This is a genomic window from Mesorhizobium sp. M0244 (genome assembly GCF_040321795.1).
Lineage (GTDB): Bacteria > Pseudomonadota > Alphaproteobacteria > Rhizobiales > Rhizobiaceae > Mesorhizobium.
In genome coordinates, this window is record NZ_JAMYSE010000062.1 from 14,757 (window position 1) to 37,076 (window position 22,320).

General features: G+C 62.0%; 23 protein-coding genes. 12 read left to right on the plus strand and 11 right to left on the minus strand.

What is annotated here, in order from left to right:
- The first annotated feature begins 42 nt into the window (after positions 1-42).
- Positions 43-1,293 carry an MFS transporter gene (locus tag NKJ08_RS27355; RefSeq protein WP_352776673.1) on the plus strand — a complete coding sequence of 417 codons (1,251 nt, stop codon included), beginning with the start codon at positions 43-45 and terminating at the stop codon, positions 1,291-1,293.
- A 123-nt stretch (positions 1,294-1,416) separates the two neighbouring features.
- Here the strand turns inward: NKJ08_RS27355 and NKJ08_RS27360 are convergent, their stop codons facing one another.
- A complete protein-coding gene (locus tag NKJ08_RS27360; protein ID WP_352523171.1) occupies positions 1,417-2,607 on the minus strand; it encodes a glycerate kinase family protein in 1,191 nt (396 codons plus the stop codon).
- A 1-nt stretch (position 2,608) separates the two neighbouring features.
- Positions 2,609-3,994, minus strand: a complete 1,386-nt coding sequence (locus NKJ08_RS27365; RefSeq protein ID WP_352784251.1) for an SLC13 family permease — start codon at positions 3,992-3,994, stop codon at positions 2,609-2,611.
- 266 nt (positions 3,995-4,260) lie between these two features.
- Here NKJ08_RS27365 and NKJ08_RS27370 point away from each other — a divergent pair, with 266 nt between their 5' ends.
- From NKJ08_RS27370 to NKJ08_RS27405, 8 genes are all read left to right on the plus strand, one after another.
- The gene (locus NKJ08_RS27370) at positions 4,261-5,865 is read left to right on the plus strand and encodes a sensor histidine kinase (RefSeq protein ID WP_352784254.1); all 1,605 of its coding nucleotides are present in this window, start codon (positions 4,261-4,263) and stop codon (positions 5,863-5,865) included.
- Positions 5,843-6,523 (plus strand): response regulator transcription factor, encoded by a 681-nt coding sequence (locus NKJ08_RS27375; protein WP_352523167.1) that lies wholly within the window; start codon positions 5,843-5,845, stop codon positions 6,521-6,523. The genes NKJ08_RS27370 and NKJ08_RS27375 overlap by 23 nt, the downstream gene beginning before the upstream one ends.
- A gap of 333 nt (positions 6,524-6,856) precedes the next feature.
- Positions 6,857-7,501, plus strand: coding sequence for a 50S ribosomal protein L25/general stress protein Ctc (locus tag NKJ08_RS27380; protein WP_352489001.1), 645 nt, complete (start codon positions 6,857-6,859; stop codon positions 7,499-7,501).
- Between the two features lie 23 nt (positions 7,502-7,524).
- Positions 7,525-8,259: an aminoacyl-tRNA hydrolase gene (gene pth / locus NKJ08_RS27385; RefSeq protein WP_352776671.1), complete on the plus strand. Its 735-nt coding sequence runs from the start codon at positions 7,525-7,527 to the stop codon at positions 8,257-8,259.
- A 97-nt stretch (positions 8,260-8,356) separates the two neighbouring features.
- Positions 8,357-9,460 (plus strand): redox-regulated ATPase YchF, encoded by a 1,104-nt coding sequence (gene ychF / locus NKJ08_RS27390; RefSeq protein ID WP_352523164.1) that lies wholly within the window; start codon positions 8,357-8,359, stop codon positions 9,458-9,460.
- A 218-nt stretch (positions 9,461-9,678) separates the two neighbouring features.
- Positions 9,679-10,653 (plus strand): magnesium/cobalt transporter CorA, encoded by a 975-nt coding sequence (corA, locus tag NKJ08_RS27395; RefSeq protein ID WP_352523163.1) that lies wholly within the window; start codon positions 9,679-9,681, stop codon positions 10,651-10,653.
- A gap of 147 nt (positions 10,654-10,800) precedes the next feature.
- Positions 10,801-11,262, plus strand: a complete 462-nt coding sequence (locus tag NKJ08_RS27400) for a MaoC family dehydratase (RefSeq protein WP_352523162.1) — start codon at positions 10,801-10,803, stop codon at positions 11,260-11,262.
- The gene (locus tag NKJ08_RS27405; protein WP_352523161.1) at positions 11,259-11,729 is read left to right on the plus strand and encodes a MaoC family dehydratase; all 471 of its coding nucleotides are present in this window, start codon (positions 11,259-11,261) and stop codon (positions 11,727-11,729) included. The genes NKJ08_RS27400 and NKJ08_RS27405 overlap by 4 nt, the downstream gene beginning before the upstream one ends.
- Before the next feature lie 42 nt (positions 11,730-11,771).
- Here NKJ08_RS27405 and NKJ08_RS27410 read toward each other — a convergent pair whose 3' ends face one another.
- From NKJ08_RS27410 to petA, 4 genes are all read right to left on the minus strand, one after another.
- A complete protein-coding gene (locus tag NKJ08_RS27410) occupies positions 11,772-12,317 on the minus strand; it encodes an adenine phosphoribosyltransferase (RefSeq protein ID WP_352523159.1) in 546 nt (181 codons plus the stop codon).
- A gap of 219 nt (positions 12,318-12,536) precedes the next feature.
- Positions 12,537-13,409, minus strand: coding sequence for a cytochrome c1 (locus tag NKJ08_RS27415; RefSeq protein WP_352523158.1), 873 nt, complete (start codon positions 13,407-13,409; stop codon positions 12,537-12,539).
- Positions 13,410-13,437: 28 nt separating this feature from the next.
- A complete protein-coding gene (locus NKJ08_RS27420) occupies positions 13,438-14,739 on the minus strand; it encodes a cytochrome b (RefSeq protein ID WP_352523157.1) in 1,302 nt (433 codons plus the stop codon).
- A gap of 16 nt (positions 14,740-14,755) precedes the next feature.
- Positions 14,756-15,316 (minus strand): ubiquinol-cytochrome c reductase iron-sulfur subunit, encoded by a 561-nt coding sequence (petA, locus tag NKJ08_RS27425; protein ID WP_352523155.1) that lies wholly within the window; start codon positions 15,314-15,316, stop codon positions 14,756-14,758.
- A gap of 280 nt (positions 15,317-15,596) precedes the next feature.
- Between petA and NKJ08_RS27430 the strand changes: the two genes are divergently transcribed.
- Positions 15,597-15,953, plus strand: a complete 357-nt coding sequence (locus NKJ08_RS27430) for a cupin domain-containing protein (protein WP_352523154.1) — start codon at positions 15,597-15,599, stop codon at positions 15,951-15,953.
- Positions 15,954-15,980: 27 nt separating this feature from the next.
- On the opposite strand, the gene NKJ08_RS27435 is transcribed toward NKJ08_RS27430, so the two are convergent.
- Genes NKJ08_RS27435 through NKJ08_RS27450 form a run of 4 tightly spaced genes read right to left on the minus strand, consistent with a single transcriptional unit; the run spans position 15,981 to position 20,662 of the window.
- Entirely contained in the window at positions 15,981-16,295 is a 315-nt protein-coding gene (locus NKJ08_RS27435; protein ID WP_352523152.1) for a DUF6665 family protein, read from the minus strand.
- Positions 16,296-16,319: 24 nt separating this feature from the next.
- Positions 16,320-18,203: an ABC transporter ATP-binding protein gene (locus NKJ08_RS27440; RefSeq protein WP_352523151.1), complete on the minus strand. Its 1,884-nt coding sequence runs from the start codon at positions 18,201-18,203 to the stop codon at positions 16,320-16,322.
- A complete protein-coding gene (locus NKJ08_RS27445) occupies positions 18,200-20,089 on the minus strand; it encodes an ABC transporter ATP-binding protein (protein ID WP_352523149.1) in 1,890 nt (629 codons plus the stop codon). The genes NKJ08_RS27440 and NKJ08_RS27445 overlap by 4 nt, the downstream gene beginning before the upstream one ends.
- Before the next feature lie 27 nt (positions 20,090-20,116).
- Positions 20,117-20,662, minus strand: a complete 546-nt coding sequence (locus tag NKJ08_RS27450; protein WP_352523148.1) for a hypothetical protein — start codon at positions 20,660-20,662, stop codon at positions 20,117-20,119.
- Positions 20,663-20,945: 283 nt separating this feature from the next.
- Between NKJ08_RS27450 and NKJ08_RS27455 the strand changes: the two genes are divergently transcribed.
- Both NKJ08_RS27455 and soxR read left to right on the plus strand, forming a co-directional pair.
- Complete coding sequence (locus NKJ08_RS27455) at positions 20,946-21,404, plus strand: tRNA (cytidine(34)-2'-O)-methyltransferase (protein ID WP_352523147.1); 459 nt, start codon at positions 20,946-20,948, stop codon at positions 21,402-21,404.
- Between the two features lie 169 nt (positions 21,405-21,573).
- Complete coding sequence (soxR, locus tag NKJ08_RS27460; protein WP_352776669.1) at positions 21,574-22,020, plus strand: redox-sensitive transcriptional activator SoxR; 447 nt, start codon at positions 21,574-21,576, stop codon at positions 22,018-22,020.
- On the opposite strand, the gene NKJ08_RS27465 is transcribed toward soxR, so the two are convergent.
- Positions 22,017-22,274, minus strand: coding sequence for a hypothetical protein (locus NKJ08_RS27465; protein WP_352784266.1), 258 nt, complete (start codon positions 22,272-22,274; stop codon positions 22,017-22,019). The two genes, soxR and NKJ08_RS27465, sit on opposite strands and share 4 nt — an antisense overlap.
- Positions 22,275-22,320: the final 46 nt, after the last annotated feature.

Here is a 22,320-nt window from a genome sequence, read left to right on the forward strand (position 1 = left end):
CCGCGTGCGAAAGTGCCCGCCAAAAAGACCACGGAGCATGCCTTGACAGATACCACAGCAACCGCCGAGGGCGAGCCGGCAGCGGCCGGCCACATCTCGGCTCAGGCGACGGCCTTCACCGTCATCCTGGCGGTGAGCTTCTGCCATTGCGTCAACGACATCATGCAGTCGCTGCTGTCGGCAATCTATCCCTTGCTGAAGGACAATTACGGTCTCGATTTCTGGCAGATCGGCCTTTTGACTTTCACTTTCCAGGTGACGGCATCCTTGCTGCAGCCGGTGATCGGCATGATCACCGACAAGCGGCCGATGCCCTATTCGCTGCCCTACGGCATGGCCTCCTCGTTGATCGGGCTGGTCGTGCTGGCCTATGCCGGACATTACTCGCTGCTCCTCATCGGCGCCTCGCTGATCGGCATCGGCTCGGCGATCTTCCACCCGGAATCCTCGCGCATCGCCCGCTTCGCCTCCGGTGGCAGGTTCGGTCTTGCACAGTCGCTGTTCCAGGTCGGCGGCAATTTCGGCCAAGCCATGGGGCCGCTTCTGGCAGCCTTCATTGTCGTGCCCTTCGGCCAGACCAGCATCGCCTGGTTCGCCGGCGGCTCGCTGATCGGCATCATCGTGCTGTGGCAGGTCGGCGGCTGGTACAGCCGCCTGCGTGCCGCACAGGGCACCCGCAAGGCGGCAGGTCTCGTCTCGCCCTTCCCGCGCCGCAAGGTGATGGGAGCGCTGCTGGTGCTGACGCTGCTGGTACTGACCAAGAACGCCTATATTTCCAGCCTTGCCAGCTACTACACCTTCTATTCCATTCATAAGTTCGGTGTTTCGGTGCAGATGTCGCAAGTCATGCTGTTCCTGTTCCTCGGCGCCTCGGCCCTGGGCATCCTGCTCGGCGGCCCGTTCGGCGACCGCTACGGACAGAAGGCGATGATCTGGTTCTCGATCGTCGGCGTGCTGCCCTTCACCCTGGCGTTGCCCTACGCCAATTTCGAGTGGACAATGGTTCTCACCGTGCTGATCGGCCTGATCCTGTCCTCGGCCTTCTCGAACATCGTCGTCTTCGCGCAGGAACTGGTGCCCGGCCGGGTCGGCATGATCGCCGGCATCTTCTTCGGCTTCGCCTTCGGCATGGGCGGCATCGCGGCCGCCGTGCTTGGCGTCGTCGCCGACATGAACGGCATCGATTTCGTCTTCCAGGTCTGCTCCTACCTGCCCCTACTCGGACTGCTCACGGTTTTTCTTCCCAACATGAAGGAAGCGAGAAAGCTCGAGGCAGTGACCACGATCGGGTGAAGTTTGGGTTGGACTTCGGCTTCCTCGCCCACCGGGCGGCGCGAAATTCGGTTCTCGACATAGACTTCGAGCCGGTCAGGGCCGCCGCGTAGCGACATCGCGGCCATTGGCTGACACGCTCCGTCATCTGAACTTGAAAGCGCGAGTCGCCCACATCAGCCGGAATGCCTGCTCGGCAGCGTTCGCCAGCAGCGTGTCGGCGTCACGGATCGCGTCTTCGAGGGAACACGGTCGGCACAGAATGCTGAAGAAGGCATCGATGCCGATGTCGTGGGTCGCCTCTGCACCTGCTCCGATCGTTCCGGCCAAGGCGATGACGGGCAGATTGTGACGTTTCGCGCGCCGGGCAATCTCGGCTGGTATCTTTCCAAAGCTCGTCTGACCATCCAGGCCACCCTCGGCTGTCATGACGATGTCGGCGTTTGACAGCCGATGATCGAGATCCATATACCGCAGGATCAGGTCGAAGCGCGGATGCAGCCGGGCCCCGGCAAAGGCGTGAAGTCCGGCGCCGAGTCCACCGGAAGCTCCTCCGCCGACAAGCGGTGCCACGTCGACGCCGAGGTCGCGGCGAACGACGTGGGCGACATTTTCCGTGCCCTGCTCGAGCAAAACCACTTGGTCAGGTGTTGCACCTTTTTGCGGGCCGAACACCCGGGCGACGCCTCTCTCGCCGAGCAGCATGTTGTAGGGGTTTACCGCGACGTCGATACGAACATTCGAAAGGCGATGGTCACGACTGGAAAGATCGACACGAGCTAGCGATGAGAGGGCCGAGCCGCTCCCCGAAATGGAACGGCCGCCGCCATCGAGCAGACGCACGCCTAGTGCTTGGGCCATGCCGGTTCCTGCATCGTTGACACCCGAGTCACCGCAGCCGATCAGAATTCTTTCCGCGCCAAGATCGAGCGCAAAACGAATCAACTCACCGACCCCATAACTTGTAGTGCGGGTCGGGTCACGCATGTCGGTGGGGACGAGCCGGAGCCCGGCAGCCGCCGCGATTTCCAGAACTGCTGTCCGTTTCTTTCTCCGCCCGAGAAAACCGACATTGGCCTCCACGGATTGTCCCACCGGTCCCGTCACGGTGACGGAATGCAACTCGCCATCAGACAATTCAACAAGGGTCCGCGTAAAATCCTCGCCGCCATCCACCATTGGAAGGCCCAGGATCTTTGCTGTCGGAACTGCATTGCGAACGCCCCGCGCCAATGCGGCGATGACATCACGAACGCCGAGGCTCTCCTTAAAGCCGGAGGGTGCGACCAATACTCGAAGCCGCCTTCGCTTCTTAAATCCTTTGGTTTTCGACATTCTAAGGCCCTCCAGGAAGTTGCAGATGGAGTGTGTTGTTGAGCAGGCCACCGGTGGCTGGCCACACGGCGACCGCGAACACGACGATGAGAATGAACTGCATCGGCAGCAGGATTGAGCTGAGCAAGGCGAGGTCTTTCGGGCCATAGCCTTCGTCCTCGACGCCCCCGAAAAGCGCCACCGGCTTCGCGCAGATCATGAGGGTTTGGCAAAAGCCGGTTGCCGAGACGAGGACAAGCGTTGCAAGCAGCGGGTCGAGCCGCACTGTCGACGCAAGCATCAGCGCCGGAGGCAGCAGCACCGAGACGCGCGCCGTGCGACTATGGATCACGAGATGACTGAAAAGGCCTAGTAAGGCTAGAAACGAGACAAGGGCCAGCGGCCCCAAGCCAGTGCCGCGCAGTGGATCGACCATCGTCTCGATCAACCACCGATGGAGGCCTGATGCCGTCAGGCCGTCTGCCAAGCAGATCGTCGCTGCCAGGAACAAGAGCAGCTTCCACTCCGCGCTCTTGATTGCATCGCCAAACGCCACGGGGCCGACCTGAGGAAGCGTGGCCAAGAGAGCGCCGCCGAGAGCGATGACGGTGGCATCGAGCCCGTGAACAGGTTCGGTCAGCCATGCGATGACAACGCCGCCGGCGATCCACAGTATCGGCTGCCGTGCCAAGCCGGCACCAGCATTGTTCACCCTCGTCGGCTGCAAAAGTGCCATCCGCCGCTCCACCGGCGACAGAAAAAGCCGGAGCAGGCATTCGACCGAAAGGAGGGTGCTCACGACCGCAAACGGCAGGCCGAAAGCGATCCATTCCAGGTAGCTTACTTTCACACCCGAGAGGCGGCCGACCATTTCGATCGCCAGCAGATGGGCACCGGCGCCAACGGGTGACGCAATGGCCGAGAGCAGAATAACAGTGGGGAACAGTAGCGCGAACGCTCTTCGCAACCGAGCACTTCCACAGCGCCCTGCGATCGCATGATAGGCAGGGATCATCAAAGCTGCGCGACCCGAGGTCGACGGAATGATGAAGGCTGTGGCAACCATGACAACCGTCAAAGAATAGGCGACTGTGCGAACCGACCGCATGCGCCCCGTCACGAGGCCGAGGATGCGATCTGCGACCCCACTTGTCTTGAAGGCGGCCGCCAGCATGAACGAGGCGAGCAACAGCCAGATCAACTCATCCCCGAGCGCATGAAAAAGCGTCCCGGGATCACGGTTGACGAGCAGCGCCATTGCCAGTCCAGCGGCGATTGCAACGAAGGTGTCGTCTAACGGCGTCAAGGTCCATCCGATGATCGCGACAAGCAGGATCTCGAGCGCTCGCCGAGCGTCGGACGGGAGCGCGGGGAGGCCGAATTCAATGATGGCCACGCAGAGGGACACACAGGTTCCGATCAGTGCGGCTCGCCATATCGGCCAGAGCGCCGGTGGTGTCCTTTCCCGAAGAGTGGCGTCCTGAAGAGTGGCGTCAATGTCAGTCTGAAAATCTACTTGTGCCAACCGAAACCTCTTCGAGCTCGTCGCCGATGTGGCGGCGGGGGCGCCACACGGCCCCACGCTCGAACTTAGGAGGTTCCGATTAGACGCTCGGTAGAGCTCCGGTTAGAATTTGGTGAGAGACGCTATCCGACCGCCGGCAGGATCACCGCATGACCGTTCGAGGCCGCATCCTCCTATTTCAAATCATCATTCTCGCCCTTGTCGGGCTGATTTCAGGACTGGCGTTCGCAACGCTCCATCTGACAGAGGAGTTCGTCCGCCGCATCGATAGCGTCCACGGGCGGTTCGAAGCGCTCGCCGAACTCAATGGGCCGTCCAACAATTACACCGAGCAACTCGCCGAGGTTTTGCTGCTTGGGCCCGAACAGATGCCGGATTTCGAAGCGGCACGACGAGCACTGAAATCCGGATTCCACAAGCTGGAGGGCGCGACGCGCGAGGAGCTCGGCGTTCTCGGATATAGGAGCGATAGACGCCAGGAAGAGGCCGAACTCAGATTCGTCGGCCGCATCAAGGCGCTGTTTGAGGCGATCGATCAGGCTGCCCGGCGATTGTTCAGCCAGCGAGCAAAGGCGGAGCCAACCGGCATCGTAGACACCTTCCGCCACGATGTGGAGCATCGACTAGAGAACGATTTCGAGGAAATGATCGAAGCCGCCTTGCACGATGAGCGCAGGGAGGTTGGAGAGGAACTCGCCCGCGTCCGTGGCGCACAATGGCGACTGCTGCTGCTGACCGGCGGCTTCGCTGCGTTGCTCATGCTGGGCAGTCTAGGGTTCGCCCTCGTCCTGCGACGATCAATCGCCACACCTGTGCGTGAACTGAACGAAAGCGCCAAAGCCATCGCTGCAGGCAAGCTCGACCATCGCGTTTCCGCGACCGGACGCGACGAGTTCGCTTCCCTCTCGCGAAGTTTCAACAGCATGGCCGAGGCCCTCGAGATCGAACGCGCTGCTCTGATTTCGGTACAGGACCGCTTGGAGGCGGAGGTTCAGTTGCGCACCCGCGAACTGCGGAAAGCCAATGAGCAACTGAGAGCGATCGATAGCCGACGCACACAATTTTTTGCGGAGGCAAGCCACGAACTCCGCACGCCGTTGACGATTCTCCGCGGAGAGGCCGACGTTGCCCTCCGCGGCCAACCGCGTGTTCGACCTTACCGCGAAGCTCTGAGCCGAATCCGCAATTACGCTGAAGATATGGCTCGCAACCTGGGGGACCTTCTGGCATTCGCCCGCGCCGAAGCCGAAAATTTCAGGTTCTCCTTGCACAACATCGATACCGGTGAGGTTGTGAAGGCGGCCGTTCAGGAGGCTTCCGTACTCGCCGGTCCCAAGCAGATATCCGTCGATCTGTCGCTCAACCCAGGCCATCGCCTCATTCGGGGTGACGCCCAGCGCCTGAAGCAGGCGCTGCTGATCGGCTTCGACAACGCCATAAAGTATTCAAAGCCAAACCAGGCGATTGCAGTCGAGATGACTGAGCGCCATGGAATGCTTGAGATCGTTATCTCCGACAGCGGCTCAGGGATCGATGCCAACGATCTTCCGTTCGTGTTCGACCGTTATTATCGCGGGCGTGTCGGCGGGAGGTCCGCAGCCGAGGGGCTAGGTATTGGCCTCGCGATCGCCAAGGAGATCATAGACAGGCACGATGGCACAATCGGCCTTGAAGGAATTGAACCTTCAGGAACCCTCCTCAGAATTAGACTGCCGCTGGTACAACGCACCCATGATTCGAATCCTGATCGTTGAAGATGACCGGCGTGTCTCCGACTTTCTCCGCCGGGGGCTGGAGGCCGAAGGCTTTCACGTGAGTGTCGCGGAGGACGGTCGCGAGGGGCTAGCCGTTATTCGCACGGACCCATTCGATCTCGTGATCCTTGACCGTCTGCTTCCCTATCTGGACGGCCTTGAACTGTGCCGGATCGTGCGATTGGAGCAGTGGCCGGTTCTCATCCTGATGCTGACCGCCAAAGAGACAATTCAAGATCGCGTAGATGGGCTCAAGGGCGGCGCCGACGACTACCTGACGAAACCGTTTGCCTTTGATGAGTTGGTGGCCAGGATTGACGCCCTGCGCCGACGCCGTCGGGGCGCAGTGGAGGGGCAGTTGCTTCGAGTCGGCGGCCTCGATCTCGACACGAGCGCTCGCCGTTTTGCGGACGGCGATCGGGAAATCCGTCTTACCAGACGTGAATTCGACCTTCTGCATTTCCTGATGCTCAATGCGGGGAAGGTGGTCAGCCGCGAGCGCATCCTCAACAATGTCTGGTCATACAGCTTCGAACCCGGGACGAAGATCGTGGAGGTATACATTCGCTATCTGCGTGCCAAGCTCGGACCGGATGCATCGGCTAGCATTCAGACGGTCCGTGGGATCGGCTACATGCTGGTCGAGCGGAAGCCATAGAGGGTAGAGCGACCCTCTTCGCCCCGCCTAAGCCCGGAAATTTCATTGCGCCGCCTCCTCGTTCGTGGCCTTCGGCCTCGATCCGCCAGGTCGCCAGTGCTTGCATGTCCGCAGTTGGTGCCAAGCTGAAATTCAGGTGAGATACTGCCCACCCACCACGATTGCCCGCCCCGGCTTGCACCACGGGCCGCCTTCCGCTATAGAGCCGCCACCCGCGTAGACACCCTTGGAGGCAACGCGGCGGAAGGCCGCCTCACCCGGCGGCTTTCGACGTTTACGGCCCAGGCAAGTTGCCGGCCGCGAACGCTCCAGAACAACGCGAAAGGAAATGCCATGAGCCACGATACTTACGAGCTCAAGGCCGAAGCGCGCGAACAGGTCGGTAAGGGGTCCGCCCGTGCAGTTCGCCGCAACGGTAAAGTGCCTGCAGTGATTTACGGCGACAAGCAGCCTCCCCTGGCGATTGCGCTGACCTATAAGGACATCTACTACAAGATCCATGGCGGCGGGTTTCTGACCACGGTCGCCACGATCGATGTCGACGGCAACAAGATCCAGGTTCTGCCCAAGGATTTCCAGCTTGACCCGGTCAAGGATTTCCCGGTCCATGTCGATTTCCTGCGCATCGGCAAGGATACCGAAGTCAATGTCGACGTGCCCGTGCACTTCATCAATGAAGACAAGTCGCCCGGCATCAAGCGCGGCGGCGTGCTCAACATCGTGCGTCACGAGGTCGAATTCCACTGCCCGGCCAATGCGATCCCGGATTTCATCACCATCGATCTCACCGGCACAGACATTGGCGATTCGATCCACATTTCGGCCGTCACCTTGCCGGCCGGCGTCAAGCCGGTGATCTCCGACCGCGACTTCACCATCGCCACCATTGCCGGCTCCTCGGCGATGAAGCCGGAGGCCGCAGAAGAGACGACTGAAGCGGCTGCGCCCGAAGCGGCTCCTGCCGCCGAAGAGAAGTAACTCCTTTCCGCCCGGAGGCGACGATGCTTGTCTTTGCAGGCCTCGGCAATCCGGGCGCGAAATACGCCAGCAACCGGCATAATGTCGGCTTCATGGCGGCGGACGCGATCGCCCGCCGCCATTCCTTTTCGCCCTGGTCGAAGAAATTCCAGAGCCTGATCACCGAAGGCACGCTTGCCGGCGAAAAAGTGATCCTGATCAAGCCGCAGATCTTCATGAACCTGTCCGGCCAGGCGGTCGGCGAAGCCCTGCGCTTCTACAAGCTCGGCCCTTCGGCGTTGACCGTCTTCTATGATGAGATCGACCTTGCCGCCGGCAAGGTGCGGGTCAAGGTCGGTGGCGGTTCCGGCGGCCACAATGGCATCCGCTCGCTCGACCAGCATGTCGGCAAGGATTTTCGCCGCGTGCGCATCGGCGTCGGCCACCCCGGCGTCAAGGAAATGGTGCATGGCCATGTGCTCGGCGATTTCGCCAAGGGCGACCGCGAGTGGCTGGACGTGCTGCTCGACGCAATCGCCGATGGTGCCGGATTGCTTGCCATGGGCGACGACAATTCCTTCATGAACCGCGTGACGCTGGCCTTGCGCGACAAGCTCACGCCGACAGGCGACGACGACCGCCCGCCGCCCAAGGCGCCAAAGGCGCCAAAGGCACAAAGCCACGTTCGCCAGGCGCGGCCACAGCAGCCGGCGGCCAAGCTGCCCGAAATCGGCCCGATGGCGGCGATGCTGAAGAAGCTTTTTGGCGGCAAGGACTGAACGCCGTCACGGATCGTGGCCAAGGGCTTGACGATCATCGGCGCTTTCGCCCATAGCCCCCTGATCAAATCACGATTTCCCGATAGGACCAGACAAAATGGGTTTCAAATGCGGCATCGTTGGCTTGCCCAATGTCGGCAAGTCGACGCTCTTCAATGCGCTGACAAGGACGGCGGCGGCACAGGCCGCCAATTATCCGTTCTGCACCATCGAACCGAACACCGGCGAGGTGGCGGTGCCCGACCCGCGCCTGCAGAAGATCGCCGCGATCGGCAAGTCGAAGGAGATCATTCCGACCCGCATCTCCTTCGTCGACATTGCCGGCCTGGTGCGCGGCGCCTCGAAAGGCGAAGGGCTGGGCAACCAGTTCCTCGCCAACATCCGTGAGGTCGACGCTATCGTCCATGTGCTGCGCTGCTTCGAGGATGACGACATCACCCATGTCGAGGGCCGCATCGATCCTGTCGCCGATGCCGAGACCGTCGAGACCGAGCTGATGCTTGCCGACCTCGACAGCCTCGAGCGCCGCATCGTGCAGTTCCGCAAGCGCGCCGCCGGCAAGGACAAGGAGGCAACGACCGTACTTCCGATGATGGAGGCGGCACTCGAGCTGCTGCAGGCCGGCAAGCCCGCCCGCATCCTGCTCAATGGCATCTCGCCTGAGGATCTGCGCATCCTGCAGGGGCTGAACCTCTTGACGTCGCACCCTGTGCTTTATGTCTGCAACGTCGCCGAAGCCGATGCCGCCACCGGCAACGCGCATACCAGGGCGGTCGAGCAGATGGCCGCCGCGCAAGGCGCCCGGACCGTCGTGATTTCGGCGGCGATCGAGGCCGAGGTCGCCCAGCTCAGCGATGAAGAGGAACTGGAATTCCTGGCAACACTCGGCCTGGACGAACCCGGCCTGAACAAGGTGATCCGCGCCGGCTACGAGCTGCTGCAGCTCATCACCTACTTTACCGTGGGACCCAAGGAGACACGCGCCTGGACCGTGCACAAAGGCGCCAAGGCGCCGCAGGCGGCAGGCGTCATCCACACCGATTTCGAGCGCGGCTTCATCCGCGCCCAGACCATCGCCTATGACGACTTCGTCAGGCTGGGCGGCGAAGTGGCGGCCAAGGAGGCCGGCAAGGCGCGCGACGAAGGCAAGGAGTATGTCGTCCAGGACGGCGACATCATGCTGTTCAAGTTCAACACCTGACCCGGCGAAACCCACTCACAGCCACCATGGCTGTCGCTCGGTCACAACTTCATAACAGGCATCGCAGCGGCGTCTTGCCGCTGCTTGACGGACCGTGAGGCCCGGTCTAAGGGGCCTCTGCGCTGGTCTCGCGCCTCACATGCCCGTATCCGTGCGATCTGACTGACGCGCCCCTTCCGAACGAAACGCTCTTTGGCAACAGCAAGGGAGACCCGGCTATGATCAAGGCCTTCGTCGTCGACAATGATCGCCTGCGCCTCGTCGACGATCTCCTGCAAAACAGCGACACTGTCGTCTGGGTCGACCTTCTCAGCCCGACAAAGGAGGAAGAGACCACAATCGAGACCTGGCTCGGCATCGCCGTTCCGACCCGCGAAGAGATGGAAGAGATCGAGATCTCGAGCCGTCTCTATGTCGAGGACGGTGCCTACTTCATGACCGCCATTCTACCGGCTCAGACCGAGTTGGACGATCCGCTGATGTCGCCGGTCACCTTCGTGCTCGCCGGCAGCAGGCTGATCACCGTGCGTTATCACGAACCGAAGGCGTTCAAGACCTTTCCGCTGCGCGCCGAGAAGGTGGCGACCGGCTGCACCAGCGGCGACACCATCCTGATCGGCCTGCTGGAGGCGATCGTCGACCGCCTCGCCGACATTCTGGAGCGCGCCGGCCGCGACGTCGAGGCGATCTCGCGCGATATATTCGAGGCACGCTCGACCAAGGTTTCCAAGCGCAACCGCGACTTCCAGGAACTGTTGAAAGGCATTGGCCGCAAGGAGGACCTTGCCTCCTCGATCCGCGACAGCCTGATCTCGTTGCAGCGCCTTGCCGGGTTTCTTGCCCATGCCTCCACGCAGACCAAGATGAGCAAGGATACCCGCGCCCGCATCAAGACCTTGTCGCGCGACGTGCTGTCGCTCGCCGACCACGCCACTTTCCTGTCGCAGAAGATCAGCTTCCTGCTCGACGCGACGCTCGGCATGATCTCGATCGAGCAGAACGCGATCATCAAGATCTTCTCCGTCGCCGCGGTCATCTTCCTGCCGCCGACGCTTGTCGCTTCGATCTACGGCATGAATTTCGAGATCATCCCCGAGCTCAAATGGCACTTTGGCTACCCCTTCGCTATTGGCATGATGGTGCTTTCGGCGATCCTACCCTTCTGGTATTTCCGCCGCCGCGGCTGGCTATAGAGCCTGCAAACCTCTGTTGCTGCTTAGGCGCATGGGCTGGCGCACTAGAACTGGCGCACTAGAAATTGCTTGACCAAAAGCCGCCCTGCCTGCATCCGGGACCCCGACCCGTAGCGATCGTACAATCCTGAATCGGATTTCCAGACCATGACCGCAAAGACCTGGGCTTATGAGGATTTCGTCGAGGGCGCTTCGCTCGACCTCGGCACCAAGCTGGTAAGTGCCACCGAAATCATGGAATTCGCCTGGGAATTCGATGCCCAGCCGATGCATCTCGACGAAGCTGCGGGCAAGGCCAGCATCCTCGGCGGGCTGGCGGCTTCGGGCTGGCACACCTGCGCCATGTTCATGCGCATGCTGTGCGATGCCTTCCTGCTCGACTCGACCTCCCAGGGCGCGCCCGGCGTCGACCAGGTCAAATGGAAACGGCCGGTCCTAGCCGGCGACCTGTTGAGCGGCAGCACCACCGTCCTTGCCAAGCGCCTGTCCAGATCCAAGCCCCGGCTTGGCCTGGTGACGATGCGCAGCGAGTTGTTCAACCAGCGCGGCGAAGGTGTTTTCGAGCTCGAAAACACCGTCATGTTCCTCACCCGCGAGGCCAACGCGTGAGCCTCGACGAATTCTTCTGCATTGGTATCACCGTCACGCTCGGTTCGCATCGATTCGAACCGGAGGCGATCAAGGCGTTCGCCCGCAAATACGACCCGCAGATATTCCATATCGACGAAGAGGCGGCGAAGAACAGCATATTCGGCCGCCTCTGCGCCTCGGGCTGGCACACTGCCGCCACCTGGATGAAATTGAACCTCGAGGCCGGCATGGAGGCCGAGGTCGCCCGCTGGCCCGGCCCTGGCCCGGTGCCGGAATTCGGCCCCTCGCCCGGCTTCAAGAACCTCAAATGGCCTAAGCCTGTCTATGCCGGGGAAACCGTGACTTTCACCCGCACCGCGCTAGCCCACCGCCCCATTGCCTCGCGACCGGGCTGGCGGCTGCTGACGCTCCGCTCGGAGGCCTTCGATTCGACCGGCGACAAGGTCATCGAGTTCGAAAGTGCCGTGCTGGTGAAGGTGGGGTGAGTTCTTCCTTCACCCACAAAGGGGGAAAGAAAGGCGCGTTTCTCAGTGCCCCTCAAACCCGATCAGCGTTCTCACCGGCACGCCGAGCGCCTCTAACCTCTCTCGGCCGCCAAGATCCGGCAGGTCGATGACGAAGCAGGCGGCGAGAATGTCGGCGCCGATCTGCCGCAATAGCTTGACGGCCGCCTCCGCCGTGCCGCCGGTGGCGATCAGGTCGTCGACGAGGATCACCTTCTCGCCTGGAGAAACACCGTCCTTGTGCATCTCCATCTCGTCCAGCCCGTATTCCAGGCTGTAGGCGACGCGCACCGTCTCATAAGGCAGCTTGCCTTTCTTACGGATCGGCACGAAGCCGGCCGAGAGCTGGTGGGCGATGGCGCCGCCGAGGATGAAGCCGCGCGCCTCGATGCCGGCGATCTTGTCGATCTTCAGGCCGGCATAGGGATGCACCAGCTCGTCGATGGCGCGGCGGAAGGCCCGCGCATTACCGAGCAGCGTCGTAATGTCGCGAAACAGGATGCCGGGTTTGGGATAATCCGGAATGGTGCGGATCGCGGCAAGCAGCGTGTCTTCGAGCGAGGATTTCATCAAGCGGCTCTCCGGGCCTTTCGTCGGATTCGACTGAAGATGTGAAAGGAAATTCGGCTAATCGTAACCCGGTGCAGCTAGGTCCGGCTACCGCCATGTGATGCCTGACAGAAAATTGTCCGGCAAAGCGCCTTGCTCAGCGCCGGCTGCGATGAATCGAAATGCCTGCAATGAAAAGGGCGCCTTTCGACGCCCTCCCAGTCTCGTGTGTTGCGGCGTTCAGTGCGCCACGCCGGCCCACACCTTGCGTTTTGTCAGGTAGACCAGCGCACCGAACAGCAGCAGAAAGACCAGCACGCGAAAGCCGGTCTTCTTGCGGTCCTCGAGGTGCGGCTCGGCCGCCCACATCAGAAAGGCCGACACGTCGCGCGAATATTGATCGACCGTCTGCGGCGCGCCGTCATCATAGGTAACCTGGCCGTCGGAGAGCGGCTTCGGCATCTTCAGCGACACGCCGGACAGGAAGTACGGATTGTAGTGCGTGCCTTCCGGTATGACCATGCCCGCCGGCGGCTGCTGGTCGTAGCCGGTCAGCAGCGAATGGATGTAGTCGGGACCGCCCTGGGCATATTGTGTAAAGATGTCGAAGACGAAGCGCGGGAAGCCGCGCTCGACGCCGCGTGCCTTGGCCAGCAGCGACATGTCGGGCGGTGCCGCGCCGCCATTGGCCGCCGCCGCTGCTTCCACATTGGGGAATGGCGCTGGGAAATGGTCGGACGGCTTGCCGGGACGATCGAACATGTCGCCGGCATCGTTCGGACCGTCATGGATCGTGTACTCGGCCGCCAGCGTCTTGATCTGCGCATCCGAATAGCCAAGGTCTTCCAGCGTGCGGAACGCCACCAAATTCATCGAATGGCAGGCCGAACAGACTTCCTTGTAGACCTTCAGTCCGCGCTGCAGCTGAGCCTTGTCGTAGGTGCCGAACGGCCCGGCGAAGCTCCAGCCCATTTCCTTCGGTTCGTGTATCGGGAAATGCGTCGGTGCCGCCTCGTTGTGCGCCTCTTCCTGGGCGCTGGCTCCAGTGCCTGCGGCCCCAATGCCCGCGGCCACAATGCCAAGCAGCGCCAGCGAGGTGAGAATCTTCTTCATGCCAAATCCCCTTGAGATTCTCTGACGCTCAGCCTTTGGTTTCCGGCGCGGCTGTGGCGCCGGCGGGATGTCCACCGCCACCCTTGTTTTTCTCGAGCACCGCCTCGGTGATCGAATTCGGCAGCCGCCGCGGCGTCTCGATCAGCCCAAGCACCGGCAGCGCGACCAGGAAGAAGGCGAAGTAGAACAGCGTCGCCATCTGCGCCATGAACACATAGCTGCCCTCGGCCGGCTGCGAGCCCAACCAGCCGAGCAGGATGGCGTCGGCCACGAACAGCCAGAAGAACAGCTTGTACCAAGGCCGGTAGACTGCCGAGCGCACCTTCGAAGTGTCGAGCCACGGCACCAGGAACAGCATGACAATTGCGCCGAACATGCAGAGCACGCCGCCGAGTTTGGAGTTGATGGGCCCGATATTGAAGGTGATGGCGCGCAGGATCGCGTAGAACGGCAGGAAGTACCATTCCGGCACGATGTGGGCCGGCGTCTTCAGCGGGTTGGCCACGGTGTAATTGTCCGGATGGCCGAGATAATTCGGCAGGTAGAAGACGAAATAGGCGAACACGAACAGGAACACGATCATGCCGAACCCGTCCTTGATGGTCGCGTACGGCGTGAAGGCGAGTGTGTCGGTCTTCGATTTGACCTCGATGCCGGTCGGATTGTTCTGGCCGACCACGTGAAGCGCCCAGATGTGCAGCACGACGACGCCGGCGATCATGAACGGCAACAGGTAATGCAGCGCAAAGAAGCGGTTCAGCGTTGGGTTGTCGACCGCGAATCCGCCGAGCAAAAGCTGCTGGATCCAGTCGCCAACCAGCGGTATGGCCGTGAAGAAGCCGGTGATGACGGTGGCGCCCCAGAAGCTCATCTGGCCCCAGGGCAGCACATAGCCCATGAATCCGGTCGCCATCATCAGGAGGTAGATGATGCAGCCGAGTATCCACAGCAGCTCGCGCGGTGCCTTGTAGGAGCCGTAGTAGAGGCCGCGGAAGATATGGATGTAGACGGCGACAAAGAAGAACGATGCGCCGTTGGAATGGAGATAGCGCAACAGCCAGCCGGAGTTCACGTCGCGCATGATCTTCTCGACCGAATCGAAGGCGAGAGTGCTGTCGGCCGCGTAGTGCATGGCCAGCACGATGCCGGTCAGGATCTGCGCCGCCAGCATGAGCGCAAGGATGCCGCCGAACGTCCAGGCATAGTTCAAGTTACGCGGCACCGGATAGGCGATGAAGCTGTCATAGACCAGCCGCGGCAGCGGCATGCGCGAATCGAACCAACGTCCGATGCCGGTCTTGGGCGTATAGGTCGAGTGTCCCTCGCTCATGGAAATATCCCCTGCCTCAGCCGATACGGATCTTGGTGTCGGAAATGAACTGGAACACCGGCACCGCCATATTCTCGGGCGCCGGCCCCTTCCGGATGCGGCCGGCGGTATCGTATACGGAACCGTGGCACGGGCAGAACCAGCCGCCGAAATCGCCTTCCTGGCCGAGCGGGATGCAGCCGAGATGGGTGCAGACCTGGACCATCACCATCCAGGCTTCCTTGCCGGGCGTGGTGCGGTTGGCGTCGGTCGCCGGCGCGTCGGCCGGCAAATTGGCATTGCGGGCAATTGGATCCTTGAGCTCGGCGAGATTGACCGCCTCGCCGTCCTTCATCTCTTGCTCGGTGCGGTTGCGCACGACCACCGGCTTGCCGCGCCACTTCACAACGAGCGACATTCCTGGCGTCAGCGAAGAGACATCGACCTCAACCGAGGCAAGCGCCAGCGTCGAGGCATCCGGACGCATCTGATCGATGAACGGCCAAGCGACGGCACCGGCGCCGACGACCGCGGCCATGCCGGTGGCAACGTAAAGAAAATCACGACGGTTGGGATCGTGGGTGTCGGTTGCGCTCACGGGTGCCTGATCCTTTCGCCTCTTCCGTGCCGGCGGCCGAGCCTGTTCCCCGCTCAATCGCGCCGGCCCGACAGCGCATGGCGAACAGGCTAGCGAATTCCTCCGGCATTTGGGACTTGGGTTTATGCGTGAAGCCTGTTTTTGTCCAGACGGGTGAAGGCACAAGGGCAGATTGTCGCGGGGACGTAATTCGCCCAGCGGAACGATTGGAAAACAGCAGCAAAACCAAACGGCTGCGTTCACCTCGACAGTGGGCGCAGGCCCGGTTTATCCTCGCCCCATGGCGCATGTGATAGACCGCGACAAATGGGCCGAAGCGCCCGACCGCTGGCCTGACCGCTGGCAGGGCGAGCTGCAATGCGGAGCTTACGGCTCCAACAGCTGCCTGATCTTCAACCACCTGCCTGAGATCGGCGGCGGCCCGAGGCTGCACAGCCATCCCTATTGCGAGATTTTCATCATCCGGACCGGGACCAGCCTGTTCACCGTCGGCAACCGGCAGATCGAGGCCACAGCCGGCCAGATCCTGATCGTGCCGCCGAACACGCCGCACAAATTCACCAATCTCGGGCCAGGCCCGCTGGAAACCACCGACATACACGAGAACGGCAGCTTCATCACCGAGTGGCTGGAATAACGCCTCCCAAATCAATTCCGGTTCGGATCATGCGGCGGCGCCGAGCCTGGCCAGCACGGCCTTGGGAATGTTGTATTCCCGGATCACCGCGTCGTGCTTGCGCAGGCCGCAGAGTTCGCGCTGGATGAAGTAGCCGTGCACCGCCTCCGCTGCGTCCTTGAGCAGCCGGGCACGATTGTCGCTGTCGCCATTCTCGCGCAGCCTCGCCAACGTTTCCTCGACGCGCCGACCGGCGCGGCCGAGCGCCGCCGCCTTTTCGCCGAGGATTTCATGACCAAGCAGGTCCAGCGCGCTCTCCTGCGCGCCGGACCGTCCGAAATTCGATGGCATTCTCACCGCCATGATTTCACTCCGGTTTATGGAAAACTACTCCGCCGGCCGGGTCTCGGCCAAGGCGCTCTCTTCGTTGAACAGGAAGCCGCCGGACTGCCGCTTCCACAGCCGTGCATAAAGCCCGTCGAGCGCGACCAGCTCGTCATGCGTGCCTTGCTCGACGATGCGGCCGCCATCGAGCACCACCAGCCGGTCGAGCGCCGCGATGGTCGACAGCCGGTGCGCGATGGCGATGACCGTCTTGTTCTCCATCAACCTTGCCAGATTCTCCTGGATCGCCGCTTCGATGTCGGAATCGAGCGCTGAGGTCGCCTCGTCAAGCATCAGGATCGGTGCGTCCTTGAGAAAGACGCGAGCGATCGCCACGCGCTGGCGCTGGCCGCCCGAGAGCTTGACGCCGCGCTCGCCGACATAAGCCTCATAGCCGGTACGATCGCGATTGTCGCGCAGGCCGAGGATGAACTCGTGCGCCTCGGCCTTCTCCGCTGCCGCGATCACCTCGGCATCGGTCGCTGCCGGCATGCCGAGCTTGATGTTGTCGCGCAGCGAGCGGTGGAAAAGTGCCGTGTCCTGGCTGACGACGCCGATATTGGCGCGCAGCGAATTCTGCGTGGCCCTGGAGACGTCCTGCCCGTCAATGGCGATCTTGCCGCTCTCGAGGTCGTAGAGGCGCAGGATCAGATTGACCAACGTCGTCTTGCCGGCACCGGACGGCCCGACCAGCCCGACCTTTTCGCCCGGCCGCACCACCAGGTCGATGCCGTTGAGCACACCGAACCCCTTGCCGTAGTTGAATTCGACATTGCTTACGTCGATGCGCCCGCCGCCGACGACAAGCTCTTTCGCGCCCGGCGCATCGATCAGGCCGAGCGGCTGCGAGATCAGCGCCTTGGAATTCTCGAGCACGCCGAGGTTCCGCAAGATGCCGTTGAGCTGCATCATCAGCCGACCGAGCAGCATGTTCAGCCGCAACACCAGCGATAGTGTGAAAGCCACGCCGCCGACCGTGATCGAGCCCTCGACCCAGAGATAAACGGCAAAGCAGGCGATCGCGGTGATCATGATGCCCGACAGCATCGTCAGCGCCATGCGCACGCCGGTCAGCCGGCGGGTGAACGGGCGCAGCGCGTCGAGATAGATGTCGAAGCCGTTCCTGATATAGCGGTCGTCGCCATCGGCCGAGAACAGCTTCAGCGTCTGCACGTTCGAATAGGAATCGACGAGGCGGCCGGTGATCATCGAGCCGGCTTCGGCGGTTGCCTCGGCATGCTTCCGGATCGCCGGCAAATAGCGCCTGGCGAGCAGGCCGAAGGCAGCGATCCAGATCACCACCAGCACCGCCAGCCTGAGATCGAGCCCGGCGACCAGCGCCAGCGTCGTCACCGTATAGACGACCATGAACCAGACGACCTCGATGAAGCTTTCCATCAGATCGCCGGTCGCCTGTCCCGCCTGCCAGACCTTGGTCGCGATGCGCCCGGCAAAATCGTTCTGGAAGAAGGCGTAGGATTGCCGCGAGACATGGCGATGCGCCTGCCAGCGCACCAGATTATAGAAACCCGGCGTGATTGTCTGCTCGTCGACCAGCGCCGACAGGCCGACGACGATGGTGCGGATGACCAGCACCACAGCGATCATGAAGACAAGTTCGGGACCAGCGGCAGTCCACAAGGCGTGCCAGCTGCGTTCGCCGGGAAGCTGGTCGAGGATGTCGACCAGCCGCCCGACGAAGTAGAACAGTCCGGCTTCGACCAACGGCGCGATGCCGCCGATCACCAGCATGGCGAAGAAAGCGATCTTCGCCTGCCCGACATAGTGCCAGAGGAAACCCCTGACGCCGGCAGGTGGCCGAAGGTCCGCAGGCTCCCGGAACGGATAGACCCAGTTCTCGAACCAGCGGTAGATGGCAGGCATCATTCGGCGGCTTCACCCTTGGCGAGTGCATCGTTGGCGGCTGCATCGTTGGCAGAGGGGCCGTCGTCGAGCAGGAAGCCGCCCGACTGGCGTTGCCAGAGCTGGGCGTAGAGCCCGCTTTTGGCAACGAGTTCCTCATGCGAACCTTCCTCGATGACGCGGCCCTTGTCCATGACGACGAGTCGGTCCATGGCGGCGATCGTCGACAGCCGGTGCGCGATGGCGATGACGGTCTTGCCCTGCATCAGTCTGTAGAGGTTCTCCTGGATGGCCGCTTCGGCCTCGGAATCGAGTGCGGACGTCGCCTCGTCGAGAATGAGGATCGGCGCGTCCTTCAGCATAACGCGGGCAATGGCAATGCGTTGCCGCTGGCCGCCGGACAATTTGACGCCGCGATCGCCGACGTGCGCGTCGAAATTCTTGCGGCCACTGGCGTCCGAAAGCCCTGATATAAAATCAAGCGCTTCGGCGCGGCGTGCCGCCTCGATCAGCATCTCGTCGCTGGCGTCCGGCCGGCCATAGAGGATGTTCTCGCGCACCGACCGATGCAGCAGCGAGGTGTCCTGCGTGACCATGCCGATCTGGGCGCGCAGCGAGTCCTGCGTCACCGCCGCGATGTCCTGGTCGTCGATCAGTATCTTGCCGCTCTCAAGGTCGTAGAAGCGCAACAGAAGATTGACCAGCGTCGACTTGCCGGCACCCGAGCGACCCACGATGCCGACCTTTTCGCCCGGCTTCACTGTCAGCGACAGGTTTTCGATCACGCCTTTCTGCTTGCCGTAGTGGAAGCGGATGTCGTCGAAACGGATCTCCCCCCTGGTCACGGCAATATCCTTGGCTCCAGGCCGGTCTTCGACGAGGCGCGGCAGCGAGATCGAGCTGATGCCGTCCTGCACCGTTCCTATGTTCTCGAACAGGGTGGACATCTCCCACATGATCCATTGCGACATGCCCCACAGCCGAAGCACGAGGCCGATGACCAGGGCGACGGCCCCGATCGTCACCGCCTGGCCGAGCCACAGCCACAGCGAGATCGCCGTGACCGAGAACAACAGCAGCGAATTCAGGATGTAGAGCAGGCCGTAGAGCTGCGTCACCAGCCGCATCGACCGATAGACGGTATCGAGAAAGCCAGCCATGCCTTCCCGGGCGAAGGACGCTTCGCGCCGCGCATGCGAGAACAGCTTGACAGTCTGGATGTTGGAGTAGCTGTCGACGACGCGGCCGGTCATGGTCGAGCGCGCATTGGCCTGCTCCTCGCCGACCTTGCCCAGCCGCGGGATGAAATAGCGCAAGAGCAAGATATATCCGGCAAGCCAGACGGCAAGCGGCGCAGCCAGCCGCCAGTCGGCCGAGCCGACAATGAACAGCATGCCGAGAAAATAGACGACAATATAATTGAGCACGTCGATGAGCTTGATGACGCATTCGCGCACGGCGAGCGCCGTCTGCATCAGCTTGGTCGCGATGCGCCCGGCGAACTCGTCCTGATAGAAGCTCATCGATTGCTTGAGCAGGTAACGATGCACCTGCCAGCGGATACGCATCGGATAATTGCCCATCAGCGTCTGCTGGTTGAGCAACGAATGGAACCAGACCGTCGCCGGCAGCGCGAAAACCACGACGAAAGCCATGCCAGCGAGTTTCCAGCCCTCGGTCTGCAGGAACGTCTCGCGGTTCTGCGCCGACAGCCAGTCGACGATCCGGCCCATGAAGCCGAACATCCACACCTCGGCAAGGGCGATGGTCGTCACCAGCACCGCATCGACAGCGATGTAGGGCCATGCGCCGCGCGTATAATGCACGCAAAAGGCGATCAGCGTCCTCGGCGGCTCGACCGGTTCCGCAGCGGGAAACGGATCGAGCCTTTTTTCAAACCAGCTAAACATAGTGATGCTCACAACACCTGTTTCTGCTCACGCGGCACGGGAACGGACGAAGTGTCCAGACCGCATGGCGTCATGGACCGGCGATACGGAGTCATCCGCCTCGCCGGTCCTGCTTCGCGCAATATAGGTGGTCGCGGGCCTTTCGCCGACAGCCTCGTTTGACGATGCTGACGGCGTCGTTTTGACGATCCGGATTTTCGCGCCTGTTTTTGCACCAGGGCGGATCAGCCTAATAATCCGGCGCACCAGCGACGGCCGGCTATGGTCTGGAACGGCGCGCGAGAAATCGACGTCCGGCAGCATGCCGCGATGCGGACGCCCGCGGATCTCGGCGTGAACCGCCGACGAATAGGTCTCGCCGATTAAAAGCGCCCAGGTCGCAGTCTTGCGCTCGTGCAGGCTTCTTGAGCCGGGTATTCTACAGGGATCGAACATCGGTCCGTCCTCCAGTTGAAGATTCAGATAGAAAGGTGAACCAACCCGGGCCGCGGGCACGCGCCGCGCGGCGAGGGTGACATCGGTCGAAGCGCGTTCAGGTGGGGCGTTCAGCCCCTTCGACAGCTTGAAAAACATCGCAGGATTCCTTCGAAGGCCGAAATAGGTTTCGGCGGGAATCGGCGCGATTGAAGTCTAGAAGTTCAGGAGAATCGTCGTACCGAAACCGTCGTCGGGCTGGTAAGCCCACGAGAGGGGTGGTGGATGTGCATGGCCATCATGAATTACCCCTCCATCGGTTCGGGTTGACAATGAACGGCGTATAACCGACTTCGCAGAAAATGACCACCCGCCAGTCTAGGAATTTCCAAAACCGCGAGAGCTCTGTGGCTGATCTGCCACTTATTAGAAAGACGCGGAAATGAACGACCGTCTCCGCATTGCGCTCTTCCAGCCGGATATCGCCGGCAATACCGGGACAATCCTGCGCTTCGCCGCTTGCCTCGGCCTTGGGGTCGACATCATCGAACCGACCGGCTTCCCGCTCTCCGACCGGGCGCTGAAACGGGCCGGCATGGACTATCTCGAAATGGCGGCGCTGACCCGGCATGTCGACTGGCACGCCTTCGAGAATTGGCGCAAAGGCGAAGCGCGGCGGCTGGTGCTGCTGTCGACCAAAGCCGCGAGCGCCTATACGGATTTCGTCTTCGCCGGCGCCGACGTTCTTCTGTTCGGTCGCGAATCCGCAGGCGTTCCGGATCATGTCCACGAGGCGGCGGATGCGCGACTGATCATCCCGATGCAACCGGGCGCGCGCAGCATCAACGTTGCGCTTTCCGTTGCCATGGTGACCGGCGAAGCCATCCGGCAGCTCGGATAAGATCTGCAGACCTTCGGCAGGCGCAGCTATCACGGCCGCTTTCTGGCCGACAACTGCGCCCTCTCTTGTCATTCTAACCCAGGCGCACATCGCCTTCTCCTGCTGTTTGCCTATCCAGGGTTTCTTCGTTACAAGCTCAACTTAACTTGAGGTCAAGCGGAAAACTCCAATGACTGCGGCAACGGAATTGACAGTCGGCCAGGTGGCGGTGCGCAGCGGCGTCGCGGTGTCGGCGCTGCATTTCTACGAAGCGCGCGGGCTGATCCGCAGCCACCGCACATCAGGCAACCAGCGGCGTTACGGCCGCGACGTGCTGCGGCGTGTAGTGATAATCAGGATAGCGCAGGAGCTCGGCATATCGTTGGCCGAGATCGGCACAGCACTTCGATCACTGCCTGAAGGCCGAACGCCGACGCGCGAGGATTGGAATCTGCTGTCGACGGCTTGGCGCGACGAGCTCGACCAGAAGATCAGTCAGCTCAAGAAGCTGCGCGACGGGCTGACCGACTGTATCGGCTGCGGCTGCATGTCGATCGACAAATGCCCGCTGCGGAACAAGGGCGACCGGCTGAGCGCCCGCGGGCCGGGAGCGAGACGTTTGCTGATCGAGCGTTAATCGGCCGCCGGCAGCCGCCTGATGGTGAATTCGATGACATCGCCCGGCCGCTCGAACCAGCTTTCGATCTCGGTCCAATAGGCCTGCTTGGGAAAGCGCTCGAACCACTCTTTCGCCTTGAGGCGCGCATCGGAGCGCGGCAGCACGAAGGTTTCGCGCAGGAAGCCGTCGCGCGGCATGCGCGCGTTCTCGGCGCGCGAACGGTCGAGCCTTTTCTTCAGGCCATCCAACGGCGGTCTTGACGGCGTGCGCACGAAAGCACTCCAATCACACGTGACCCTTGCCCCTAAGAGATTAGGG

Excerpts from the sequence above, each read along its gene's own strand:
- NKJ08_RS27400 (WP_352523162.1), top strand. The coding sequence starts at position 10,801 with ATGACCGCAAAGACCTGGGCTTATGAGGATTTCGTCGAGGGCGCTTCG.
- NKJ08_RS27420 (WP_352523157.1), bottom strand. The coding sequence starts at position 14,739 with ATGAGCGAGGGACACTCGACCTATACGCCCAAGACCGGCATCGGACGT.
- NKJ08_RS27410 (WP_352523159.1), bottom strand. The coding sequence starts at position 12,317 with ATGAAATCCTCGCTCGAAGACACGCTGCTTGCCGCGATCCGCACCATT.
- NKJ08_RS27415 (WP_352523158.1), bottom strand. The coding sequence starts at position 13,409 with ATGAAGAAGATTCTCACCTCGCTGGCGCTGCTTGGCATTGTGGCCGCG.
- NKJ08_RS27435 (WP_352523152.1), bottom strand. The coding sequence starts at position 16,295 with ATGGCGGTGAGAATGCCATCGAATTTCGGACGGTCCGGCGCGCAGGAG.
- pth (WP_352776671.1), top strand. The coding sequence starts at position 7,525 with ATGCTTGTCTTTGCAGGCCTCGGCAATCCGGGCGCGAAATACGCCAGC.
- NKJ08_RS27440 (WP_352523151.1), bottom strand. The coding sequence starts at position 18,203 with ATGATGCCTGCCATCTACCGCTGGTTCGAGAACTGGGTCTATCCGTTC.
- NKJ08_RS27450 (WP_352523148.1), bottom strand. The coding sequence starts at position 20,662 with ATGTTTTTCAAGCTGTCGAAGGGGCTGAACGCCCCACCTGAACGCGCT.
- ychF (WP_352523164.1), top strand. The coding sequence starts at position 8,357 with ATGGGTTTCAAATGCGGCATCGTTGGCTTGCCCAATGTCGGCAAGTCG.
- corA (WP_352523163.1), top strand. The coding sequence starts at position 9,679 with ATGATCAAGGCCTTCGTCGTCGACAATGATCGCCTGCGCCTCGTCGAC.
- NKJ08_RS27375 (WP_352523167.1), top strand. The coding sequence starts at position 5,843 with ATGATTCGAATCCTGATCGTTGAAGATGACCGGCGTGTCTCCGACTTT.
- NKJ08_RS27370 (WP_352784254.1), top strand. The coding sequence starts at position 4,261 with ATGACCGTTCGAGGCCGCATCCTCCTATTTCAAATCATCATTCTCGCC.
- NKJ08_RS27430 (WP_352523154.1), top strand. The coding sequence starts at position 15,597 with ATGGCGCATGTGATAGACCGCGACAAATGGGCCGAAGCGCCCGACCGC.
- NKJ08_RS27360 (WP_352523171.1), bottom strand. The coding sequence starts at position 2,607 with ATGTCGAAAACCAAAGGATTTAAGAAGCGAAGGCGGCTTCGAGTATTG.
- NKJ08_RS27380 (WP_352489001.1), top strand. The coding sequence starts at position 6,857 with ATGAGCCACGATACTTACGAGCTCAAGGCCGAAGCGCGCGAACAGGTC.
- NKJ08_RS27445 (WP_352523149.1), bottom strand. The coding sequence starts at position 20,089 with ATGTTTAGCTGGTTTGAAAAAAGGCTCGATCCGTTTCCCGCTGCGGAA.
- NKJ08_RS27455 (WP_352523147.1), top strand. The coding sequence starts at position 20,946 with ATGAACGACCGTCTCCGCATTGCGCTCTTCCAGCCGGATATCGCCGGC.
- soxR (WP_352776669.1), top strand. The coding sequence starts at position 21,574 with ATGACTGCGGCAACGGAATTGACAGTCGGCCAGGTGGCGGTGCGCAGC.